The sequence below is a fragment of the Acinetobacter sp. neg1 genome, from assembly GCF_000788125.1.
Lineage (GTDB): Bacteria > Pseudomonadota > Gammaproteobacteria > Pseudomonadales > Moraxellaceae > Acinetobacter > Acinetobacter vivianii.
In genome coordinates this window covers 69,270-86,988 of record NZ_JSZD01000006.1, presented here as the reverse complement: position 1 = coordinate 86,988, position 17,719 = coordinate 69,270, and the positions used below count along the sequence as shown (strand labels likewise).

Below are 17,719 nucleotides of genomic sequence, written 5' to 3'. Positions count from 1 at the left end.
TATTTATGCAATTAGAATTAGATCAAGACGGTCATCTGGTCGATTACACCATCTGGAATCCTGAGGTTGCTCAGGAACTGGCGAAGACGCTGGACTTAGAACTTACCGATTGGCATTTTGATGTACTTCATGCAGTACGCCAGTTTTATCAGCAGTTTGGACATTCGCCTGCAACCCGCCCATTGATTAAGTTTTTAATGAAAACTGTCAGTCCTGAGATTAATAATGCCGAGTTACAGCAACGATTTAATACAGGTCTGGTTGCTCGTCATTTAAGTCGCTTAGCGGGCGTGCCCAAACCTGCAAACTGTTTATAAGAGTTCACGCAAATTTCTTTGCACACGCCACACATGCAATGACTGCAACCGTTACCGCAAACATTGCGATACTGACCTGCTCATGCAGAAGTACCGCTGCAATGATTAGTCCAAATATCGGTTGCAGGAGTTGTAATTGGCCTACAGTGGCTATTCCACCTTGCGCCAAACCCTTGTACCAGAAAAAGAAACCAATCAGCATACTGAACAATGAAACATAAGCTAAACCCAGCTTGGCAGAAATCGAGATCTGGTCAAAACTCACCGGCATATAGAGATAAGAAACCAGAAGCATAATCGGCAAGGTTAAAATCAGTGCCCAACAAATCACTTGCCAACCACCCAAATGTTTCGAAAGCTGCCCACCTTCTGCGTAGCCAAAACCACAAAGCAATATCGCCAATAACATGAACAGGTCGCCATAATTAAATGACCATGTACCTGTCTGGATCAACATAAAACCAAAAACCAGTGCACCACCTAATATCGCAAATAACCAAAACACCAGATTAGGCCGTTCACCCCCTCGCAATACCCCAAAAATCGCAGTCGCCAATGGCAATAGCCCAACAAACACAATGGTATGTGCAGCACTCACATATTGAAGTGCCAAGGCAGTAAAAAGCGGAAATCCAACCACAACCCCAATGGCAACGTAAAATAAGGACAGCCAGTCTTTTTTCTGGGGTAACTTCTGACGTGATAATAAAACCAATGCCAAGCCTAACAACCCTGCTATTGCGGCTCTTGCTGCGGTTAAAAAAGTCGGACTAAAATCCATCACCGCAACACGGGTGGCTGGTAAAGAACCCGCAAAAATAACCACGCCAATGAATCCATTTATCCAGCCACTGCTTAAAGACTTCATTTAAATTCTCCAGATCTATATGCAGAATTTAAACTGTGCTATGGTAAATGCACCATACACAATGCAGTACAATTTTAAATAACTGTACTGGTATAAAGACCAATACAGTCAGGCATAAACACATGAAAAGTACAAAAATCGATTTTGTGATACAGCATATTCATGAACAGATTAAAAACCGCTCTTTAGTGCCTGGCTCTCGGCTTCCTTCCGTTCGTGCATTGGCTGGTCTTTTAAATCTGTCTATTTCCACTATTGTGGAGGCGTATGAACGTCTAGCAGCACAAGGCCTGATCGAGGCAAAAACAGGTTCAGGCTTCTTTGTCGCAGGCCCGATTGCGCCATTATCCATCTCGGAAATTCATCCTAAAATTGACCGCAATATTGATCCCCTCTGGATTTCGAGACAAGCACTAGAAGCAAAACAAGGGGTATTAAAACCTGGATGTGGCTGGTTACCAGATGACTGGATGCCTCATGAAAATATACGTAAAGCAATTCGCAAAGTCTCCAAAGCCAATTCAAGTATTCTCACCGATTATTCAACGCCGCTCGGTTTAGCACCCTTACGTGAATTACTTTCTCGTAAAATCTTAGCAAAAGGCATTGAAGCAGTTCCGAATCAGATCTTATTGACGGATTCTGGAACTCAAGCCATTGATTTAATTTGCCGCTATTTTCTGAAACCGAATGATGTCGTGTTAGTCGATGATCCCTGTTATTTTAATTTTCACGCCTTACTCAAAGTTCACCAAATTAAAATTATTGGTGTGCCTTACACACAAACTGGGCCAGATATTGAGGCATTTGCGGAGGCGATTCACAAGCATAATCCCCGTTTATACATTACCAATTCAGGAATTCACAATCCGACTGGTGCAGTGTTAACCGCATCCAAAGCCTATCAGGTATTAAAACTGGTTGAGCAGTCAAATCTGATTGTGATTGAAGATGATATTTTTGCAGATCTGGAACTTCATACGGCGCCACGACTTGCAGCACTAGATGGCCTGTCTCGCGTTATTCATATTGGCAGTTTCTCTAAAACCTTATCGGGTGCAGTCCGAACAGGTTATATTGCAACCAAACCAGAATGGATTGAGGATTTAACTGATATCAAAATTGCAACCAGTTTCGGTGGTAATAATCTTTCCTCGGAAATTTTATTTTCAGCCTTAACCGATGGCAGTTATCGAAAATATCTCGATGAACTCAAAATAGATTTGGCAAAAGCTATGGACGCCACGGTTAAAAAATTAGAAAAAATGGGGATTACACCTTGGGTGAAACCTCAGGCAGGTTTATTTTTATGGTGTGAGTTAGCAGAGCATTTTGATACGGCACGAATCGCTCAATATTGTCTGGAACAAGGCGTTATTCTGGCACCCGGCAATGCCTTTAGCCAAAGTCAGAATTTTAAAAATTTTATTCGTTTTAATGTAGCGCAATGCCAAGATCCAAAAGTGTTCGAGGTGCTATCGCATGCAATTCAACAGGAAATAGCACATCAAAATCTTTAAAACCTAATAAGGAAATGATCATTTCATGGCCTTTTAGCCGATAAAATAATGCATGACTGGAATTTTACTCACTCCTCATCAAGCACTTTTTTGTTTTTGCTCGATAAACGCAAAATAACCGGGCCCCGCAGCAACACGTACATCTTTAACATGGATAGGTTCATTACAATCTGAGCAAATCACTTTAGGACTGATTTTCTTGCCACAGGTTTTATGCGTAAATTCGATTGGCTTACCCAATCCCATATCCATCCATTTATCCGCCCATTGCACCATCGCCAGAAGGATTGGATACAGATCTAAACCTTTTTCAGTCAATTGATACTCAAAACGTTCCTGACGGTCAACATAAGGCACTTTCATTAAAATCTCGTGCTCGACCAAACGCTTCAAGCGTTCTGAAAGGACATGACGGGTTAAGCCAAGACTACGTTGAAAGTCATCAAAACGGCGTACACCCATAAATGCGTTGCGTAAGATGAGCATTGTCCAACGATCACCTAATACTGAAAGCGTCCGAGCCACTGAACATGGCTGATCGCCAATTTCTTCCCATTTCATTATTATCACCTAATCATTTTTTTAAAGTTTTTGCAGACATGGAATCCATGTCTTGAACCGTCGAAATTTGCCAAGGGGGTCGCCATTGCCTGCATTTCATGCCTTGTTTAAGTCGTTTTAACCAATAACATAATGCATGGACGAAATGTCAACAGCCCCTAACCAAGCAATATAAAATATACACTAAACCACCTTGTCCATCAGATGCAATATTGGTACTTGGCTAAAAGTGTCAAAATTCACAAATTTTACTCATTTCTGCTGAGCCCTTTAATTGCGAATGAATACGCCGTTCACTTCCATTCCTGCTTCAGGCTGAATATGGGCAGGAATACGCACCAGACAGTTAGCCTGCATCAAATTACTCAACATATGCGATTGTTGCTTGGCAAGACTTTTCAGCTTGAGCTGACCTTGTTCAAAATAGGCATGCATTCTTAAGAATCTTTCACGTGCATCGGACTTCAAATCATGGGTCAGTATTGCACTAAACCATTCCAGAGATTGAGTCTGGTTTTGTAAGGCATCGAATAGCGATTTACCATACATCTGCATACACACATAAACGGCTGCTGGATTGCCTGGTAAACCAAGTATGTAACAGTGATGATTTTGCGCTGTATATTCGGCAAAAAATAAAGGTTTCCCCGGTTTTTGTTTCACCTTCCAGAAAACCTGCTCAAAGCCTGCTTCAAAGGCACACGGTCGCACAAAATCATAATCGCCCACAGAAACACCGCCTGTGGTAATAATGACATCATAATGCGGTTTGAGCTGTTCGAAGCATTGCGTCACCTGTTCAGCCTCATCAGCAATATGGCGTATTTCTACCACTAATCCATAATCTTGCAACCAAGCTTTTAACAATGGGCCATTGGCATCAAACACTTTTCCAGCCTGTAAATCGTCAGGCGTTTCCGCAACTTCATCACCTGTAATTACGACGGCAACTTTGGGTTGTTTAAACACTTCAAGAGTTTTTACTCCAGCCATGCTTAATGCTGCTAAAGCCCCAATATTAATGCGCTGACCAAGCTCTGCCAGTTGCTGCCCACACTGAATTTCTTCACCTGTAAAGCGGATATCTGCCTGAGCCTTGATATGTTCAGTCAACCGAATCAGCTTATCGCTTTCAATATTTACGATTTCCTGTCGAGCGACATGAGTGGTTCCTTCAGGAATTTTCCCCCCAGTAAAAATACGAACGGCTTGTCCATCCCTAAGCTGTACATCAGACTCACTGCCCGCTTTAATTTCGCCAATCACCGAGAAAGTAGCATCTTGCAAGTTTTCATGAGCGCTATGGATTGCGTAGCCATCGACTGCACTTTGTGAGAAGCTCGGTAAATTCACCTGAGAAACGATGGCTTGAGCCAGATAGCGATTGAGACACTCGCCTAAGGGCAAGGTATCGGTGGCTAAGGGTTTGGCTTGGCTTTGGATCAGTACGAATGCCTCATCAATACTGATCAATCCTTTTTCAGCACCACATCCTGACATTATTCATAGCCCCCCGGATGAGGTAGGTCTCGACATACATCAAAAATATGCACCAACGCAGGTAAAATCGCAGCCATAGATTCACTGGCGCCGCCACGGCTGCCTGGTAAAGTCACAACCAATGAGCGATCAATAAATCCTGCAACACCACGTGACATTGCCGCATAAGGCGTCCGTTTCTGTCCAAATGAACGTGCCGCTTCCATCAGACCATCCAGTTTTCTTTCTAATAGCGGCTCAAGCGTATCCACCGTAATATCACGCTTGCCAATCCCTGTTCCACCAACCGTCATGATGCAAGCATAAGATTTGGTTAACTCCAGAACCAGATCTTTTAATTGATCAGCTTCATCAGGCAGGATCTGATAATGAATCGGATCAAAGCCTGCTTCGGTCAAGGTCTCAACCACGGACTTACCTGCTGTATCAGGTTTACGCCCCGCAGCCACGGTATCCGAAAGTACGATCACAGCCGCAGAAACAGGTTGACGTAAAGTCCGTTTAAAGTGGGATTTACCACCTTTTTTCTTCAGCAATTTGCATTGATCCAGACACAGCTCTTCAGGTTCACAATGCGGTTTCAACATATCATATAGCGTTAAGCCCGCTAGACTCGCAGCCGTCAAAGCCTCCATCTCGACACCTGTTGGCCCAATGGTTTCCACTGTGGTTAAGATCACCACATGATCATCTTGCAAGTCATACTCGACATCAGCACGATAAATCGGTAAAGGATGGCATAATGGAATCAGTTCATCTGTTCGTTTTGCTGCCAGAATGCCTGCAATACGTGCAGTTTTTAAAGCATCGCCTTTTTCGGTATTTCCATCACGAAGTAACTTAATACAATGTGCGGGTGCATGTAAAATTGCTTGTGCTTCTGCTACACGGTAACTTTCGGGTTTCATCCCAACATTTTTCATTTTAACTTCCTAACGCTTTATTCGTGTGTATGCGCATGTGTGCAATTTTCTGGATGATGAGCATGTTGATGCCGTTCAGTGTGAGACGTTGATTCAGCGGTATCTTTACGGATACAACAACCTTCAACATAATGACTAGTACCATCCATGAAAAATTCTTCTTTCCAGATCGGTACTTCATGTTTTACCCGCTCTACGGCTTCTTCGCAGGCTTGAAAAGCTTCACGGCGATGAGCGGCATAAGCAATGGCAATAATGGCAGTTTCACTAACCCCTAAATAACCAATACGATGCATGACCCGAACATAAGAAACTTGATACTTCTCTTTGACTTGCTGCTCGATTTCACGAATCATCTTTTCAGCAACTGGCGTATAGGAGGTATATTTCAATGCCTTGACTGCTTTACCTTCATGATGATTACGCACGGTTCCAATAAAGATATCAACGCCACCACATTCAGGAAATGCGTGTATTGGGTCGAAACTATCGAGGCTTAAAGCCTGATCTTGAACTCTGGCAAATTCACGCATATTTATCCCCCTGCCACTGGCGACAACAGTACTAAAGTACAAGATTGATCTAATTCCATTTGACGTGTCACAATATCTTCTCCTATTGCACAGGCACATTTTTCCATTGCCTGATGCGCTTCTGGATAAAGCGTTACAATATGGGTTAATACATCTTTAACACTTCGATTTTCTGCAAACTCAAATGCAAGTGCCTTTGGCAACAACCTTTCAATTGCGCCAAAAGCTTCAATTTTGATCTCAATGGTTTGCATATTTTCTCCAGATCACTTGCTCTTTAACCACCCAGCATGTGCATACTGATTTTACGGGCTTGTTGATGTTGTATCGCATGATAGCCTTTGGCTTTATGCCAGATATAAGGCTTCACCTGTTGGTCGAGTTGCAGCAATGCACGCTGTTTTGACTCATTATTTTGCTGAATTAAATCTTGTAAATAGGGCTTAATATTTAAGCCTTGTTGAGCAAATAGACAGTTATACAGTTCGCCCTGAGCCGTTAAACGGATTCGATCACAATCCCCACAAAATGAATGGGTAATAGTCGAAATAATGCCAAGTGGATAATCTCCATCAAGCTGATAAATACGTGCAGGCTCATGCTGCTGTTGTAAGACCTGAACATCATAATGAGGCTGGAGCTGCGCTAAAATTTCTGCTTCACTCACCACAGCACCATCTGTCCAATGCTGATCTCCATCCAGCGGCATAAACTCGATAAAGCGCAATGGAATGTTGTGTTGTTTTGCCCACCGTACCATCGGCAAAATCTGGTCATCATTATGACCTTTCATCAACACACAATTGAGTTTAAAGGGTAGCCCTACTTTTTTTGCAGCCTCTATGCCATTCAGTACGGGTGCAAGTTCTTTTTTGGTCAGTTGCTTAAACTGGGTCGGATTGAGGCTATCCAGACTAATATTGAGATCATCTAAACCCGCCTGTTTCAATGCTTCAGCATATTTTGCCAAATAATGGGCATTGGTCGTGATCGAAATCCGTTTTAAGCCGAGTCCTCTTAACTGTTGTAAATCAGCAATAAAATGAACCACGCCCTGACGCATTAACGGTTCACCGCCCGTGATACGAATATTTTCGATTCCTTGTCCAACCATATATTGGCAAAAAGCAAATAAGGCTTCGAAACTGAGCAAATCCTGTTTCTTCATCCATTCAGGATGCTCAGGCATACAATAAATGCATTTGAAATTGCAGCGATCTGTCACGGAAATCCGTAACTTACGCTTAATACGACCATACTGATCCTGAAGAATCGGTAAAGTCGTTTCAAGTTTCTCATGCTTCATCATACGCACTCATTTGTAGATCTTTTTACTGGCCAAGCACAAGTTCTGTGCAAGCTTGTTCATGTATCGAGTTAAAGCTTTTTATTACAGCAATAATTATTCCAAGCACATCCTCTGTTCAGGCTTGCTGTTGCTTATTCAAACAAATAAGCAACACTTTCAATTTACGCATAAAAATATCCGATGTCTTGCATATTTTTGTTCAAAATCCTTTGCACTATTTGCAGGCAACTTTCCTTGTATTGATAACATTTAGTGCATGATGCTCATAAAATCAATATGCTGATCGTCTAAACCGTCAAATGCTGTAAACGCACAGGTACGTATTTATGATATGGCGTTTTGGACAACGGATCACAATGCCGTGTTGAAGTCAGGCGGTTCAATTGTGGCCCGACTGGCTCAGCGCCAGCATAACTTAATCCATAACCATGCGGTAATGACACTACACCTTTTCGCATCCCTTCATCAAGCTCAACCATAACCTGAATACGCCCATGCTCTGAAATACATTGCAGCATTTGCCCTGTTTCAACGCCTAACGCCAAGGCGTCATCAGGATTCATTCTTAAACGTCCTTCTGCATCCACTTTACGCCATGCTGGATCTCTATAGATCTGATTCGCATTGTAGCTACGTCGTTCACCTGCCAGTAAAATAAAAGGATAATCTGCTGTGGCTGCAAACTTCTGATGCTTTAATTCAGCCAGCTCGATAAACATTTCTGGAATTGCCAAACGAATTTTTTTGTCCTTATAGGCAATCAGCTCCCAGACATCAGCATAATCATGTGCAGACAATACGACGCCTGAACGCTGTTTCAAAATGGCCTGAAAAAGCATTACACCAAGATTAAAACGATTACCTTCATAGCCAGCCCGCTTCACCGCTTTAAAATGCTGTGCTGCGTATTGCATACATAAAGGCAATAACAAAGCTGTCGAGGCAGCATCATCGGGTAATGTTTTGCCCAAAGTGCGATATACAATGGATGCAGCATAAGGAATCAGCTTCTTATTTTTTACAAAAGAGGCGCCAAGCGCTGCGAAATAGGCAAGATAAGCCGTTTTCGCACGATCTTTTTCCGCAATTTTACTCAGGATTGGAAACTGTCGGGGAATAACCTGCATGGCTTCCAGTAATCGTGTATAAATTTCCGCTTCAGGTAAAGTATTACCTTGTGCTTTAAAAAGTGGATGCCGTAAATGAAAGCCATTTTTAGGAAATTCTAAGTTGAATCCCGTAAATTCCCATTTTTCGAATTGGGTATGCGCTGGTAAAACATAATGTGCCAGACGCGCAGTTTCTGTCATTGCAACATCAACCACGACCAAAAGTTCCAGTGACTGAAAGGCTTGCTCATAAGCGCTGGTATCAGGATAAGTCAGTAAAGGATTGCAACTATCCACGAATACGGCACGAACTCGTTTTTCCCCAGCCTTTAAAATCTCATCAGGCAAAATATTCGGGGGAAAGAAGCCAGAAATGGGGAACATTTTATGATGAACTGTACGGCGATACTTTGGATTCCGCTCATCGGTATTGCTCAGGATTGGAATAAACATGGTATGTAGGTTATTGGTTCCCTGCTGACCAAAATGTCCTGTAAGTAAATACAAAAGTTTTTCCAAATAACCATTCAATGTCGTATTTAAAGTGTGTTGAATACCTAAATCAATACGTACACAGCCACGTTTGGCTTTGGCAAAGTCACGCACGATCTGATAAATCAACTCAACCGAAACATCCGCTTTCTGGATATATTCCGCTATCGGAATCGCTTTAAACGCCTGTTTAACTTCGTCAAAACCATGTGTATGTTGCTGAATAAATTGCTGATCATACAACTCCTCTTTCAGCAGGATTGCGATCATGGCAGACATCAGATAGGCATCTGTTCCAGGCTTCAGTTGTACATGAATATCGGCTTGTTTAGCCGTTTCTGTAACACGTGGGTCAAACACCACCATCGTCCGATTCGGATCTTTCTTAATATGTTTCAAGGTATCACGGGCATTGGGAATGCCGTGTGCCTGAAAAGGATTGGTTCCAATAAACAGGACATAGTCCGCATGCTCGACATCCTCCGTGGTATGACAGGCTTGACTACCGAACAAACGACCATTGACCCAGAAATCTCCGGTTTTTTCTTGGGCTAAGGAGTTATAAGAATAAAAGCTTTTCATGGCATATAACAGTTGACGACCATAGGCAGCTCCCAAATGATTTCCCTGCCCACCACCACCGACAGAAGCGAATGCCGTTCCCCCATGCGTATCCCGAATCTGTACAAGCTGATCAGCAATCTCCTGAATTGCCTGATCCCAACTGATCTCCTTGAATGAACCATCGACTTGACGTTTTAATGGCGCGGTCAAACGATCTGCATGCTGCTGGTAATGCTGCAAACGTGCCGCTTTCTGGCAAATATAGCCTTGAGAAAAAGGATGATGAGTATCACCTTTTATCTTTTTAAACTGATTATCTGCAACTTCAACACTCAGCCCACAGTTGCGTGAACATAAAATACAAGCCGTTACATCCTGTCTTGGTGCTGTTCCAGTCGTCATTGTTCTCACCTTATTGTTTTATGAATATTGGCCCATTAAACAGATTTGCCCTGCTGAACCCACCACACGAATATGTTGCTCAGTGCTGATTTCTACTTGGTTATGTTTTGAGGGTAATTTAACAGGTTTTAAAAAACGAACATCAATTTGCTGAATTGGCTCAGGAAGAAACTCAAAGCTGCGTGCAAATACGCCAAAACCATGTAGGACTTTTTGCCTAAAGCTTGATAGTTTTGCTAACGGCCCAACCCAATGAATTGGATTAAAATCACCCGTCAATAACGCAAACTTAAAACCATCATCGGCTGTCGCAGACCATTCGCCTAAACTGTGCCAGCTTTCATTATCTGTCGTTTCAGTACGCTTGGTTTTCTCAAAATTGGGCAAAATAAATGCCATATGCAATACCGCTTCGACCAGCGTTGGCTGAGTAATCGTACCCGTGATAATTTGCACTGAAACACGAGCCAAGCCATTGCGCTCATCCACAGATGCGATCTTGGCCTGAATCAATAGCTTTTCATTTCTGGGAATGTCACCATAAATCTTTAGGCTCACACCTTGATTGATGATCTGACTAAGCGGGTAACTTGTTTGTAAAAGCAGACGGGTTGCAAATGAAAGTCCCCATTGTGAAACCATATGTGCGGGGATGGAATCTGGATATTTACGAGCTGATGCTCCACTCCATTCAATATAATGCTTCACCAACTCATCGCTTGGTGGTTGAATAATTTCTTTAATTGGTGCCAACGCTTGCCAATCACCTTGCTGAACTTTAGCTTTTGAGAAGCTTCGTAATACAATTTTCCCAAGCCCAGCCAAGGTTGCCTGATGCTCAAATAAAAACTGCAATGGAATCTGCTGATAACGAACTGCCCTCATCTCTTACTCCTTCTTCCTTTTATTTTTCTATTACGATGTTCACTGCACACATATAAGTGTTGGCTTAATTACATCGAGACTAACATGTTTGAAATTTAATCGAGTTCTAAAATAGAACTCAACAAGAGAAAGGTCAAGACCTTCTGTCTGAATCAGGAAATAATGACAGACGCATGCAAACGACCATTTTTATTTATATCTTATAGAAATAATAAATAACGATATAAAAATTTAATTAGTGATTAATACCTCATGTCTTTTATTTAGGCATGATATTTTCACAAAGAATTAAAATGCATACCTAAAACATCATAATTTAATAAACAAAAATTAGTCAAAACATTTCTTTTATATCTCAAACAATTACCTAAATATCAAAATTAAAACAGGCTAAAATACTGATAATAAAAAGGACTTTTGCATATTAATACAAAAGCCCTTTCATATGAGACATATTACAACAAACTGATCCAAGAATGATTAACCAATCACATAATACTCATCAATATATTAACTTCTTATGTTTTAACATTAGATCTTTCTTTTCACTTGATAATTGCTCATTCATATCTTTTGATTGATACATCTTGTTTCTTTTAAACATAAATTCGGGCTTATAATTTCCTTCCTGATCATAATTAGCAGGATTAAATTCAGGAAAATCATCATAATAATCAGATACTTTTTGCATATTCATCTCCTATGACTCAATACAGATTATTAAAAACTAATATATTAAAGTATGTACCACAACAGAGCCATGCACTATATAAATAGTAAACGCTAAAAGATTCTATATGAGAAATGTAAGGAAAATTTACGATGTATTACAAGCATTACTAATGTAAATTACGTTCTGCTTGTGTTTACTTATTGACAAATCAACTATTATAAAAAATTTATCGCTCTATAATAAAATAAAATGGCAATAAGAGAGATTAAAATTGAACAACAGTATAGATAAAACAAGTTCAAAATTAGATTATTTACAGATTTTGAGAGATAAGCTTAGCTCAAATTATAATAAGCCATGTCTATTTCTAGATATAGATGGAACTTTAGCTGATTTTCAGGTCGATCCCAATGACTGTTATATTCCAGCTAAGACTTTAAATATTATAAAAAAAATTATTTCAAATAAAATCCCTGTGGTTGCCGTAACAGGACGGGATATTGATTCTGCACGTAAATTATTTGAATCTCTTGATCTTCCAATTGCTGCATTGCATGGATTAGATATATACCTTGGAAAAGAAAAAGAATTACATGCATCCAAGAATTTCATAGAAATTTCTTATATTTATAATATGTTAACTAAGGCATGTATCCCATATCCAGATTTACTGATTGAAAATAAGAAATCTTCAATTGCACTACATTATAGAAAAGCACCAGCGCTGGAATCTATAGCAAAAAAAATAATATTGGAAAGTCAGCAGGTATTCCCCAACCTAAAACTGATTCAAGGAAAATTAGTTTATGAATTAATCCCTGCTCAAGCGAATAAAGGCTTGGCCATCGAGGAAGTTTTAGCACATTTCAACCAGCATGATCTTTATATTCCCGTTTTCATTGGTGACGACGTCACGGATGAAGATGGTTTTTATTTTGTGAATCAGGTGGAACATGGCATCTCAATCAAAGTCGGTCAAGGGCTTACCCATGCCAGATACCAGCTTCAAGATACAAAACAAGTGCATGATTTTTTAGAATTATTTTTAGAACACATTCAGAACTATGACAACAAGGTTAAAGGTAACAACAACTTAGGTGGAGAGAAAATATGTCTAAATTAATTATTTTATCCAATCGTGTCAGTATTCCAAATGGACAAAAACCTGCCGCAGGCGGACTTGCTGTCGCCATACAAGATGCATTAGATGATATTGGCGGTGTATGGTTGGGATGGAATGGAGAAAAAGTCGATATACAAGACGACGTTCATTTTAATATACTTCGTAAAGCCAATGTTGAATATATCACCTGCCCTTTAACACATAATCAATATTCAGATTATTATGCTGGATTTGCCAATAATACGCTTTGGCCTGCTATGCATTATCGTTCAGACCTGATTGAATATAAGTCATCAGAATATGAGGGATATCAGCAAGTCAATTATTTATTCGCTCAGAAACTTGCTGAAATTGCACAACCAGAAGATACCATTTGGGTGCATGATTATCATTTTTTAAGTGTGGCAAAATATTGTCGTGAACTGGGTATGCAAAATAAGATCGGATTTTTCCTGCATATTCCCTTTGCACCTTTATTTATTTGGCAAAGAATTCCGTGTGCCCAACAATTAATTGAGGATTTATGCCAATACGATGTGGTGGGTCTACAAACCGATAAAGATCAAAAAGTATGTATGCAAGTATGTACATCTTTATTGAAAGCACAGAAGATTCAACAGACCTTAGTCAGCTATCATCAGCGTCTGACCATGATTAAATGCTACCCGATTGGGGTAAATCCAGCAGCGATTCAAAAAGCGGCTCAACAGTTTATTGATGTACAAGACTTGCTTACCCGCCCAGTTGAGCTGAATGCTGCGAAAACCATTATTGGCGTAGACCGGATTGATTATTCAAAAGGTTTGCTGGAACGTTTTCTGTCCTATGCAGAGTTCTTGGAGAAATATCCTGAGTATCAGCAGCATATTCAACATTTACAGATTGCCTGCCCATGCCGTTTGGAAGTTCCAGCTTATCAGCGTTTATTTGAGCGTTTCAAGATTAAGATCGAGATGATTAATCAGGAATTTGCACAGGAAGACTGGCAACCCGTGGAATGTATTTATGATGCAATGAAACATCATCATTTGATGCAAATCTATCGTCAAGCGGATGTGTGCTGGATCAGTTCAATACGAGATGGGATGAATCTGGTCGCGAAAGAATATATTGCCGCGCAAAATCCATCGAATCCAGGTGTACTGATTCTATCCAAATATGCAGGTGCTGCAGAGCATATGGCAGAAGCACTACTAGTTGATCCTACCGACAAAACGGCAATGGTCGATACTTTAAAAACAGCACTGGAAATGCCACGACAAGAACGTATTTCACGCTACAAACAACTGATGAAAGGTTTAAAAGATTTTGATATTAATGACTGGCGCAATGCATTTCTTAATGACTTACAGTACAAAACTGCTTTGCAGGATTTCAGATTTATGGGCATGCGTAACGTTAACCCTATTTATCAAAATTTATAGTACTTCGATTTGTAAAGAACTGGCAGTATCCAGATATTGCCAGTTCAGTTCAGTTCAGTTCAGTTCAGTTCAGTTCAGTTCAGTTCAGTTCACTCTGACGCTTATTTCACGTAAGTAAAACGATTTAAAACCACAATCAATAATAATAGAACAGATAGCGCCATAAACACTGTACTTAAGCCAATCAGCTCACCAATCATTCCAATGAAAGCAGGTCCAACCAGAATACCAGTATAAGCCAAAGTCGAAACACAAGACAAAGCAACTGCGCTTGCCATCACCGTCTGACGTCCAGCACGGGAAAACATGATCGGAACGATATTAGAACAACCTGCGCCAACCAGTGTATATCCCACTAAAACCAGCCACCAATGCGGTGCGATACTGACCAAAACCAAACCCAAAGTTGCACAAATCGCGCTATAGGTTAAAAGCTTTTTCTCACCAAAATAACGGATCAGGTAATGCCCTGTAAAACGTCCTGTGGTCATGGCAATCGCAAAGAACGTATACGCCAACCCTGCAAAAGCGGCATTAACACCATATTCATGGGTTAAATAAATACCACTCCAGTCCATCGCCGCGCCTTCTGTCATGAAAATGATGAAGCAGGCAATACCAATTAACACAATTAAAGGCCGCGGCAAACGCTGACGTATCGACTTTTTCACTGTCGATGCTGCTTCTGAATCCGTATTTTCCACAGCTTTTATGCTGAATGGCACTGACAGAAAAGCAATAACCACCAACAGTAAACTCACAGCAAGTGCACTGACTACAGGCGAAATACTTAAAGCAAGCAATGCAGTAATAGTCAGCACCCCTGCTAATCCACCGAGACTTGCCATACCATGAAAGCCAGACATTAATGATTTTAAGCTATTCTTCTCAACCACCACGGCCTGAATATTGAGTGCAACGCCCAGACTTCCTGCTGCTGTGCCAAATAAGAATAAGGTGATCGCCATCATTAACGGCGTATTCCATAAGCTGAGGCTTGGCAATAAAACGGCAAGCAAGAGTAAAGCGAAGCCGATCGGCGCACGACAGCCAATACGCTGAACAATTTTACCTGTCGCAGGCATAGCCAGCATTGCACCTAAGCCACTGCATAAAAGTAATAAGCCAAAATCTGCATGATTAAAATGCAAACGTTGCTGGGCAAAAGGAATCAACGGCGCCCATGCAGCCGTGGCAAAACCAAGACCGAAAAAGCTAAAACGAGTTGAAAGACGTTGAGCACTTAATTGAATTTCAGGATCAATAAGAGCAGTTCTGGAAAAAAGGATCATTTAATACCATCCACACAAATTAACTCAGATCTTCCATCTCAGATAAATCTCCATAGAAAAACCCCTGCTAATCTATAGAGAAGTTCTATAAATCCACAGAGGCTTTTATGGCGAAATTATACACAAAATTACGGTAAAAACACTATTTTTTACAAATATAAAGTTATTATATTTCAACAACTTGATTTTAAATTTACAATAAAATTAAAGTATTTATTTCTAAGGATTTTTTAATTTACATCAAAATAATAAAGAATAAATTGATGCATATTCACCACTTAGTGTTTTTTAATCTAAAAATCTGAAAGTTTTCTTGTCTTAAAATATTTGCATATTAAAAAAAAGATCAACTTGAGTTTCTTTAGCAAATAAAAAGTTCAATGTGCAACAAAAAACCTCTGCCCGTGCAGAGGTTTAATCACTGTTATGTGACGGAAGAAGCTTTAGATTTTGGCATGCGTACCATACTTATCAATCATGATTGAACTGGCTTCATTCAAGCCACGTACGGTGACATGTATCCCATTTTTCTGGAATTTACTAATGACCGAATCCAGCATTGCCACGGAAGTGACATCCCAAATATGAGAATGGGTTAAGTCAATAATCACCGCTTTCACACCTTCTTTAAAGTCAAAACTCTGTAAGAACTTTTCTGACGAACTAAAAAAGATTTGCCCATGCAGTTCATACAAACGTGTAGCGCCTTCAAATGATGTCTTCACATGAATATCATTTTCCAGTTTATTGGCAAGGAATAATGCGGATAACAGTACGCCTGTTAATACACCTAAGGCCAGATTATGCGTAGCGACTACAACAGCAACTGTCGCGATCATCACCACATTACTGCTCTTGGGATTAGCGGTGAACTGGGTAATCGATTTCCATTCAAAGGTGCTGATTGAAACCATGATCATCACGGCGACCAAAGCAGCCATCGGAATGACTTTGAGCCAATCACTCAGAAAAACCACCAGAATGAGTAAAAATATACCCGCACAAAAGGTCGATAATCTGGTCAAACCACCAGATTTCACATTAATCATCGATTGACCAATCATGGCACAACCAGCCATCCCACCCATGAATCCAGAAGCAATATTGGCGATGCCCTGACCTTTACATTCCTGAAACTTGTCACTTGGTGTATCAGTCATTTCATCCACAATGGTTGCCGTCATCATCGATTCCAGCAGACCCACGACAGCCATTGGAATCGAGTAAGGCAAAATAATCATGAGTGTTTCGAGGTTTAAAGGAATATCAGGTAATAAAAATATAGGAAGCGTATTGGGTAACTCGCCCATATCACCTACCGTTCTAAGATCAATTCCCATCGATATGGCGATCAGGGTAATGATGATAATGCAGACCAACGGCGATGGCAGAAGCTTTCCTAGTTTTGGAATTAGAGGAAATAAATAGATAATGGCTAAACCCAGAGCGACAAAAACATATACATGCCACGTCACGTTCATCAGCTCAGGTAACTGCGCCATAAAAATCAGAATCGCTAAAGCATTCACGAAACCAATGACGACTGACTTCGATACAAAACGCATCAACTTGGCCAGCTTCAGATAACCCGCAATAATCTGGAAGATACCGGTCAGAATAGTGGCTGCAAGTAAATATTGAAGTCCATGTTCTTTGACCAAGGTGACCATGAGCAAAGCCATGGCCCCTGTTGCAGCAGAAATCATGGCTGGACGACCGCCGACAAAGGAAATCACGACCGCAATACAGAAAGAGGCATACAAGCCAATTTTAGGATCGACACCAGCAATAATAGAGAAAGCAATCGCTTCTGGAATAAGTGCCAGACCGACCACAAGTCCAGACAAAATATCCCCGCGAATATTGGAGAACCATTGTTCCCGAACATTGGATATCATAGAAATAGCCTATTCGTATAATTTTAAATCAAGGCTAGTGATGTGATATATACATGCACACGACTACACCACATCACTAGTCAAAGTGATGAGTTAATTTTCAAGCAAGAGAAATCAACTAGGGTGGCGTAAGCTGCATAAGATGAATGAAGAAATCAGAATGAATTGTGGCGCTAGACTAACATGGGTTCAAAATGATGTCATCTGATCATCTCCTTATATTTCGCTCTGACTCTTTCTTTGAATAAAAAAATACCGCCTTTAATGGCGGTACGCTGCAGTCCAGCGATTGCAGAAGTATGAGGGGTTCGGAGCCTCATACTTCT

The 17,719-nt window shown here is 40.7% G+C and carries 16 protein-coding genes; 4 read left to right on the top strand and 12 right to left on the bottom strand.

All coding sequences use genetic code 11. The annotated features are described in order from the left end of the window. The first annotated feature begins 5 nt into the window (after positions 1–5). Positions 6–317 (top strand): TusE/DsrC/DsvC family sulfur relay protein, encoded by a 312-nt coding sequence (locus tag PJ15_RS01470; protein WP_004771978.1) that lies wholly within the window; start codon positions 6–8, stop codon positions 315–317. A gap of 4 nt (positions 318–321) precedes the next feature. Here the strand turns inward: PJ15_RS01470 and PJ15_RS01465 are convergent, their stop codons facing one another. Next, positions 322–1,185, bottom strand: a complete 864-nt coding sequence (locus PJ15_RS01465) for a DMT family transporter (protein ID WP_047427118.1) — start codon at positions 1,183–1,185, stop codon at positions 322–324. Between the two features lie 122 nt (positions 1,186–1,307). Between PJ15_RS01465 and PJ15_RS01460 the strand changes: the two genes are divergently transcribed. After that, a complete protein-coding gene (locus PJ15_RS01460) occupies positions 1,308–2,705 on the top strand; it encodes a PLP-dependent aminotransferase family protein (protein ID WP_047427116.1) in 1,398 nt (465 codons plus the stop codon). A 78-nt stretch (positions 2,706–2,783) separates the two neighbouring features. Here PJ15_RS01460 and PJ15_RS01455 read toward each other — a convergent pair whose 3' ends face one another. The 9 genes from PJ15_RS01455 to PJ15_RS01415 all read right to left on the bottom strand — a co-directional run bounded on the left by PJ15_RS01455 (position 2,784) and on the right by PJ15_RS01415 (position 11,674). Then, positions 2,784–3,266 (bottom strand): winged helix-turn-helix transcriptional regulator, encoded by a 483-nt coding sequence (locus tag PJ15_RS01455; protein WP_004771974.1) that lies wholly within the window; start codon positions 3,264–3,266, stop codon positions 2,784–2,786. A 270-nt stretch (positions 3,267–3,536) separates the two neighbouring features. Then, positions 3,537–4,766, bottom strand: a complete 1,230-nt coding sequence (locus tag PJ15_RS01450) for a molybdopterin molybdotransferase MoeA (protein ID WP_047427113.1) — start codon at positions 4,764–4,766, stop codon at positions 3,537–3,539. After that, the gene (gene moaCB / locus PJ15_RS01445; protein ID WP_047427111.1) at positions 4,766–5,689 is read right to left on the bottom strand and encodes a bifunctional molybdenum cofactor biosynthesis protein MoaC/MoaB; all 924 of its coding nucleotides are present in this window, start codon (positions 5,687–5,689) and stop codon (positions 4,766–4,768) included. Before moaCB ends, PJ15_RS01450 begins: the two co-directional genes overlap by 1 nt. A gap of 17 nt (positions 5,690–5,706) precedes the next feature. After that, on the bottom strand, positions 5,707–6,222 hold the full coding sequence (locus PJ15_RS01440) for a molybdenum cofactor biosynthesis protein MoaE (protein ID WP_047427107.1): 516 nt from the start codon (positions 6,220–6,222) through the stop codon (positions 5,707–5,709). 2 nt (positions 6,223–6,224) lie between these two features. Next, entirely contained in the window at positions 6,225–6,476 is a 252-nt protein-coding gene (locus tag PJ15_RS01435) for a MoaD/ThiS family protein (RefSeq protein ID WP_004771968.1), read from the bottom strand. Between the two features lie 23 nt (positions 6,477–6,499). Beyond that, entirely contained in the window at positions 6,500–7,537 is a 1,038-nt protein-coding gene (moaA, locus tag PJ15_RS01430) for a GTP 3',8-cyclase MoaA (protein ID WP_406935465.1), read from the bottom strand. A gap of 281 nt (positions 7,538–7,818) precedes the next feature. Beyond that, a complete protein-coding gene (locus tag PJ15_RS01425; protein WP_047427103.1) occupies positions 7,819–10,098 on the bottom strand; it encodes a molybdopterin-dependent oxidoreductase in 2,280 nt (759 codons plus the stop codon). 18 nt (positions 10,099–10,116) lie between these two features. After that, the gene (locus tag PJ15_RS01420) at positions 10,117–10,983 is read right to left on the bottom strand and encodes a MaoC/PaaZ C-terminal domain-containing protein (RefSeq protein ID WP_047427101.1); all 867 of its coding nucleotides are present in this window, start codon (positions 10,981–10,983) and stop codon (positions 10,117–10,119) included. Between the two features lie 502 nt (positions 10,984–11,485). Continuing rightward, positions 11,486–11,674, bottom strand: a complete 189-nt coding sequence (locus tag PJ15_RS01415; protein ID WP_004771964.1) for a hypothetical protein — start codon at positions 11,672–11,674, stop codon at positions 11,486–11,488. Between the two features lie 253 nt (positions 11,675–11,927). Between PJ15_RS01415 and otsB the strand changes: the two genes are divergently transcribed. Both otsB and PJ15_RS01405 read left to right on the top strand, forming a co-directional pair. Further along, positions 11,928–12,779 (top strand): trehalose-phosphatase, encoded by an 852-nt coding sequence (otsB, locus tag PJ15_RS01410; protein ID WP_047427096.1) that lies wholly within the window; start codon positions 11,928–11,930, stop codon positions 12,777–12,779. Further along, on the top strand, positions 12,767–14,203 hold the full coding sequence (locus PJ15_RS01405; protein WP_047427092.1) for a trehalose-6-phosphate synthase: 1,437 nt from the start codon (positions 12,767–12,769) through the stop codon (positions 14,201–14,203). The genes otsB and PJ15_RS01405 overlap by 13 nt, the downstream gene beginning before the upstream one ends. Before the next feature lie 101 nt (positions 14,204–14,304). On the opposite strand, the gene PJ15_RS01400 is transcribed toward PJ15_RS01405, so the two are convergent. Both PJ15_RS01400 and PJ15_RS01395 read right to left on the bottom strand, forming a co-directional pair. Then, the gene (locus PJ15_RS01400) at positions 14,305–15,495 is read right to left on the bottom strand and encodes an MFS transporter (RefSeq protein WP_047427090.1); all 1,191 of its coding nucleotides are present in this window, start codon (positions 15,493–15,495) and stop codon (positions 14,305–14,307) included. 443 nt (positions 15,496–15,938) lie between these two features. Beyond that, positions 15,939–17,393, bottom strand: a complete 1,455-nt coding sequence (locus tag PJ15_RS01395; RefSeq protein ID WP_047427088.1) for a SulP family inorganic anion transporter — start codon at positions 17,391–17,393, stop codon at positions 15,939–15,941. Positions 17,394–17,719: the final 326 nt, after the last annotated feature.

Coding starts and splice junctions, on each gene's coding strand:
- PJ15_RS01460 (WP_047427116.1), top strand. CDS start 1,308: ATGAAAAGTACAAAAATCGATTTTGTGATACAGCATATTCATGAACAG.
- PJ15_RS01405 (WP_047427092.1), top strand. CDS start 12,767: ATGTCTAAATTAATTATTTTATCCAATCGTGTCAGTATTCCAAATGGA.
- PJ15_RS01455 (WP_004771974.1), bottom strand. CDS start 3,266: ATGAAATGGGAAGAAATTGGCGATCAGCCATGTTCAGTGGCTCGGACG.
- PJ15_RS01450 (WP_047427113.1), bottom strand. CDS start 4,766: ATGTCAGGATGTGGTGCTGAAAAAGGATTGATCAGTATTGATGAGGCA.
- PJ15_RS01425 (WP_047427103.1), bottom strand. CDS start 10,098: ATGACGACTGGAACAGCACCAAGACAGGATGTAACGGCTTGTATTTTA.
- PJ15_RS01440 (WP_047427107.1), bottom strand. CDS start 6,222: ATGCGTGAATTTGCCAGAGTTCAAGATCAGGCTTTAAGCCTCGATAGT.
- PJ15_RS01415 (WP_004771964.1), bottom strand. CDS start 11,674: ATGCAAAAAGTATCTGATTATTATGATGATTTTCCTGAATTTAATCCT.
- PJ15_RS01395 (WP_047427088.1), bottom strand. CDS start 17,393: ATGATATCCAATGTTCGGGAACAATGGTTCTCCAATATTCGCGGGGAT.
- PJ15_RS01435 (WP_004771968.1), bottom strand. CDS start 6,476: ATGCAAACCATTGAGATCAAAATTGAAGCTTTTGGCGCAATTGAAAGG.
- moaCB (WP_047427111.1), bottom strand. CDS start 5,689: ATGAAAAATGTTGGGATGAAACCCGAAAGTTACCGTGTAGCAGAAGCA.
- PJ15_RS01400 (WP_047427090.1), bottom strand. CDS start 15,495: ATGATCCTTTTTTCCAGAACTGCTCTTATTGATCCTGAAATTCAATTA.
- PJ15_RS01470 (WP_004771978.1), top strand. CDS start 6: ATGCAATTAGAATTAGATCAAGACGGTCATCTGGTCGATTACACCATC.
- PJ15_RS01420 (WP_047427101.1), bottom strand. CDS start 10,983: ATGAGGGCAGTTCGTTATCAGCAGATTCCATTGCAGTTTTTATTTGAG.
- PJ15_RS01465 (WP_047427118.1), bottom strand. CDS start 1,185: ATGAAGTCTTTAAGCAGTGGCTGGATAAATGGATTCATTGGCGTGGTT.